The organism is Frankia sp. CcWB2 (assembly GCF_977927585.1).
In genome coordinates, this window is sequence record NZ_CDWRCM010000136.1 from 5,260 (window position 1) to 8,554 (window position 3,295).

The following is a 3,295-nucleotide window of genomic DNA, read 5'->3' on the forward strand; positions in this document are numbered from 1 at the left end:
TGCGGCGTGCCGGTAAGGGAAGCAGGCTGCCCGACGGGCTGGTGGCGGGAGCATCGGCGCTTCCTAAACCAGCTCGAAAAAGTGGACGCCGATGCTCCCAGATCTCACTGTACCGTCTTCCCTGGCCGTTCTTCTGGCCGTGTTTCACCGCGCCGACGTTCCAGGTGTTCCGTGCGCTGGCCTGCGGGATGCTCGCCGCGACCGGCCGGCGGACGGTGTGCGGGATGCTCGTGGGCGCGGGGCTGTCGCGGGTGTGGCCGCACGACCGGGCGCACCGGTTCTTCATAGTGATCGCCGGGCTGAGCACGTGAAGCCCCTGGGCGACGAAGCCCGGATCAGCGCGACGATTGAGCCAGGCCCCGGACCGACGCGGCTTGAGGTCGGGTGGCCCAAGGATGCGAATCCCCTGGGCCACCCGATCTCAGAGTCGGCGGGTGAAGTGGAAGGCCGCGATCGTGAAGCCGGTCCGCAGGTAGAGCCGGTGCGCCTCGTAGCGGTGGGTGCCGGCGTCGAGATGGATATGTTCGCAGCCGAGCCGGCGCGCCTCCCGTTCACTCCAGGCGAGCAGCCGGGTGGCGTGCCCCCGCCCCCGCGCCGCCAGGATCGTGGACAGGTCGTCGATGACCAGATGCCGCCCGTAGGCGAGCGAGGTCACCTGCCGGAATCCGACCGCCGCGACCACCCGTCCCAGCTCCCCGTCCCACGACGCGACCAGGCGGTATCCCTCGGGGCGCTGGACCTCGTTGACGAGCTTGACGAACCCGGTGGAGGTCAGATGCGGCCGAAGCTGCCGCATGGGGTCGAACGCCAGCCAGGTACGATCCGCCTCCAGCTCCTCGATCTTCACATACCGTATTCTTGCAGCTTCACCAGGTGAGCCGATGTCCCCGGACGGGTGGAGCGCTCAGAACCAGCCGCGGCGGCGGCCCAGGTGCTCCAGCTGCTGGTGGAGCAGCCCGGCGAGCTGGTGCCGGTCGGTGTCGTGGTGGCCGAGCCGGAACCGGCTGAGCTCGTCGCCGCCGGAGGACAGCAGCCCGCCGCGGCGGTCGGCCTCCAGGACGACGTCCACCCCGGAGCCGTCGACGAGGAAGGTGACTTCCAGTTCGGAGATGCGCCGGGCGTACTCGCCCGACGGCTTCAGCTCGATCTCCTGGTAGAAGGGCAGGTCGGAGCCGTGTAGGCGGCCCTTCTCGACGTCGGCGGACCTGAAGTGGAGCCGAGGTCACCGAGGGAGGTGAGCACCGCCTCCTGGACGGGCAGCGGGTGCACGTTCACCGCGTCGAGGTCACCCGGGTCCACCGCCCCGGGGATGGCCAGCTTGGTCCGCACCCCGATCTTCATCCCGTGCAGGTGCCACCCGCCGATGTCGGTGATCGGGGTCTGCCACGGCACGGGCAGCTCGAAGCGGCCGCTGATCTGCTGCTCCGGGTGGATAGTGAAGTCGCCGCCGATCTGCTGGGTACCGAAGGTGATCTGCTCGTGCCAGGTCGAGTCGTCGGTCTCGACCTCGACGGTCGCCTCGAGCGTGACGAGGACCTTCTCGATCTTCTGCTCGACCTTGCCGCCGGTAACGGTGGTCAGACCGGTCACGACCTGGCCCGGCAGGGTCTCCGGACGGTCCAGCACGGTCTCGACCTCGGCCCCGCCCACGCCGAGCCGCGACATGAACCGCTTCATCCCCATGGGTGCCCGTCCTCTTCCATTCCCATTCTCGTGTGTGCGTAGGACACGTTCTCACATCCGCAGGACGACCGGACCGCCGGAACCGCTCCCGGGTCGGCAGGGTGACAGCGGGCGGGGCGCGTCAACGGGCCGGTGGCGCGGATGGGGTACGGCGTCCGGCTTCGGGGCGAACCGGTACCATTCCGCTTCGTGACCTGCATCGTCGGGGTACAGCAGGACGGCCGGGTCTTGATCGGTGGGGACAGCGCCGGTGTCGCCGGCTGGTCTATCACTGTCCGTGCGGATACCAAGGTATTTCGTAACAGTGAGTTCATTATGGGGTTCACTGATTCGTTCCGGATGGGCCAGCTGCTCCGCTACAGCCTCGTGCCCCCGGTCCCGCAGGACTGGGATCTCGATCGGTTCATGGCGACGGACTTCATCGCGGTGGTCCGGGACTGCCTGCGCGACGGCGGCTTCGCCCGCAACGACTCCGGCAATGAGAGCGGCGGGCTGTTCCTGGTCGGCGTCCGCGGACACCTCTACCGCATCGACTCGGACTACCAGATCGGCCGCAGCGTGGACGACTACTACGCGGTCGGCAGCGGCGACGAGTACGCCTGCGGCTCGCTGTACAGCACCCGGGGCCTCGACCCGAAACAGCGGGTCCGGATGGCGCTGGAGGCCGCGGCCCACCACTCGACCGGGGTGTGCCCGCCGTTCCACATCATCTCCTCCGACGACGTGACCACCTACGACGCCCCGGACTGACCGGACGCCTCGGACTGGCCGGACAGCGGTCAGCGGTGGAGCCGTTCCGCGGCCAGTGCGGCGAAGGCCGACGTGCCGGCGAGCGGTTCGAAGCGTTGCGCGGCGGCGGTCAACGTGCCGTACTCGTCCTCAGTGAGCGTGATGTCGGCCGCGGCGGCGTTGCTCTCCACCTGGGCGACGCTGGACGCCCCCGGGATCGCGACGACCGACGGATGATGGATCGCCCAGGCCAGCGCGATCTGGGCGGGGGTGGCGTCGTGCGTGGCGGCGACCTCGCGTAGGACGTCGAGCAGCGGGGTGGCGCGGGCCAGGTTCTCGGTGAGGAACAGCGGGTTTATCGCGCGGATCCGCCCGGTCGGGCGGTTCGTGACGTCGTAGCGGCCCGAGAGCAGCCCCTGGCTCAGCGGGCTCCAGGCGATCACGACCCGGGACTCCCGGGCGGCGAACGCCAGCAGCTCCTCGCCCCGCCTGCGCCGAACCAGGCTGTACTCGACCTGGTTGGACAGGATGGGCGCGCCGAGCGCCGCCTCGGCGTCCTGCCAGCGGGTCAGCGAGTAGTTGCTGACCCCGACGTCCCCGACGAGGCCGATGGTGCGCAGCGCCGCCATCCCGCGCATCGTCTGGCCGTCCCTGATCACCGGATTGGGCTGGTGGACCTGGTACAGGTCGATGCGGTGCACCCCGAGCCGGTTCGCGCTCGCGACCGCCCGCTGCTCGACGATCGGAGCCAGCGGGAGCACGGGGAACAGCTTCGTCGCCACATACGCCCGGTCCAGCGCGTCCGGGATCCCGGCCAGCGCCGAGCCGAGGATACGTTCGCTGCGCCCCATCCCGTAGATCTCGGCGGAGTCGAACAGTGTCA

4 protein-coding genes and 1 pseudogene are annotated in these 3,295 nt (G+C 69.7%); 2 read left to right on the top strand and 3 right to left on the bottom strand.

What is annotated here, in order from left to right:
• A partial coding sequence (locus tag ACY45C_RS14655; RefSeq protein WP_462188162.1) for a hypothetical protein occupies positions 1-311 on the top strand: 311 nt, incomplete at its 5' end.
• A 110-nt stretch (positions 312-421) separates the two neighbouring features.
• Here ACY45C_RS14655 and ACY45C_RS14660 read toward each other — a convergent pair.
• Complete coding sequence (locus ACY45C_RS14660) at positions 422-847, bottom strand: GNAT family N-acetyltransferase (RefSeq protein WP_011437295.1); 426 nt, start codon at positions 845-847, stop codon at positions 422-424.
• 57 nt (positions 848-904) lie between these two features.
• Positions 905-1,683, bottom strand: a pseudogene (locus ACY45C_RS14665) (sporulation protein).
• 189 nt (positions 1,684-1,872) lie between these two features.
• On the opposite strand from ACY45C_RS14665, the gene ACY45C_RS14670 reads away from it, so the two are divergent.
• Positions 1,873-2,433: an Ntn hydrolase family protein gene (locus ACY45C_RS14670; RefSeq protein ID WP_462188163.1), complete on the top strand. Its 561-nt coding sequence runs from the start codon at positions 1,873-1,875 to the stop codon at positions 2,431-2,433.
• 29 nt (positions 2,434-2,462) lie between these two features.
• On the opposite strand, the gene ACY45C_RS14675 is transcribed toward ACY45C_RS14670, so the two are convergent.
• Positions 2,463-3,295: aldo/keto reductase (locus ACY45C_RS14675; RefSeq protein WP_462188164.1), on the bottom strand; the 833-nt coding region annotated here is incomplete at its 5' end.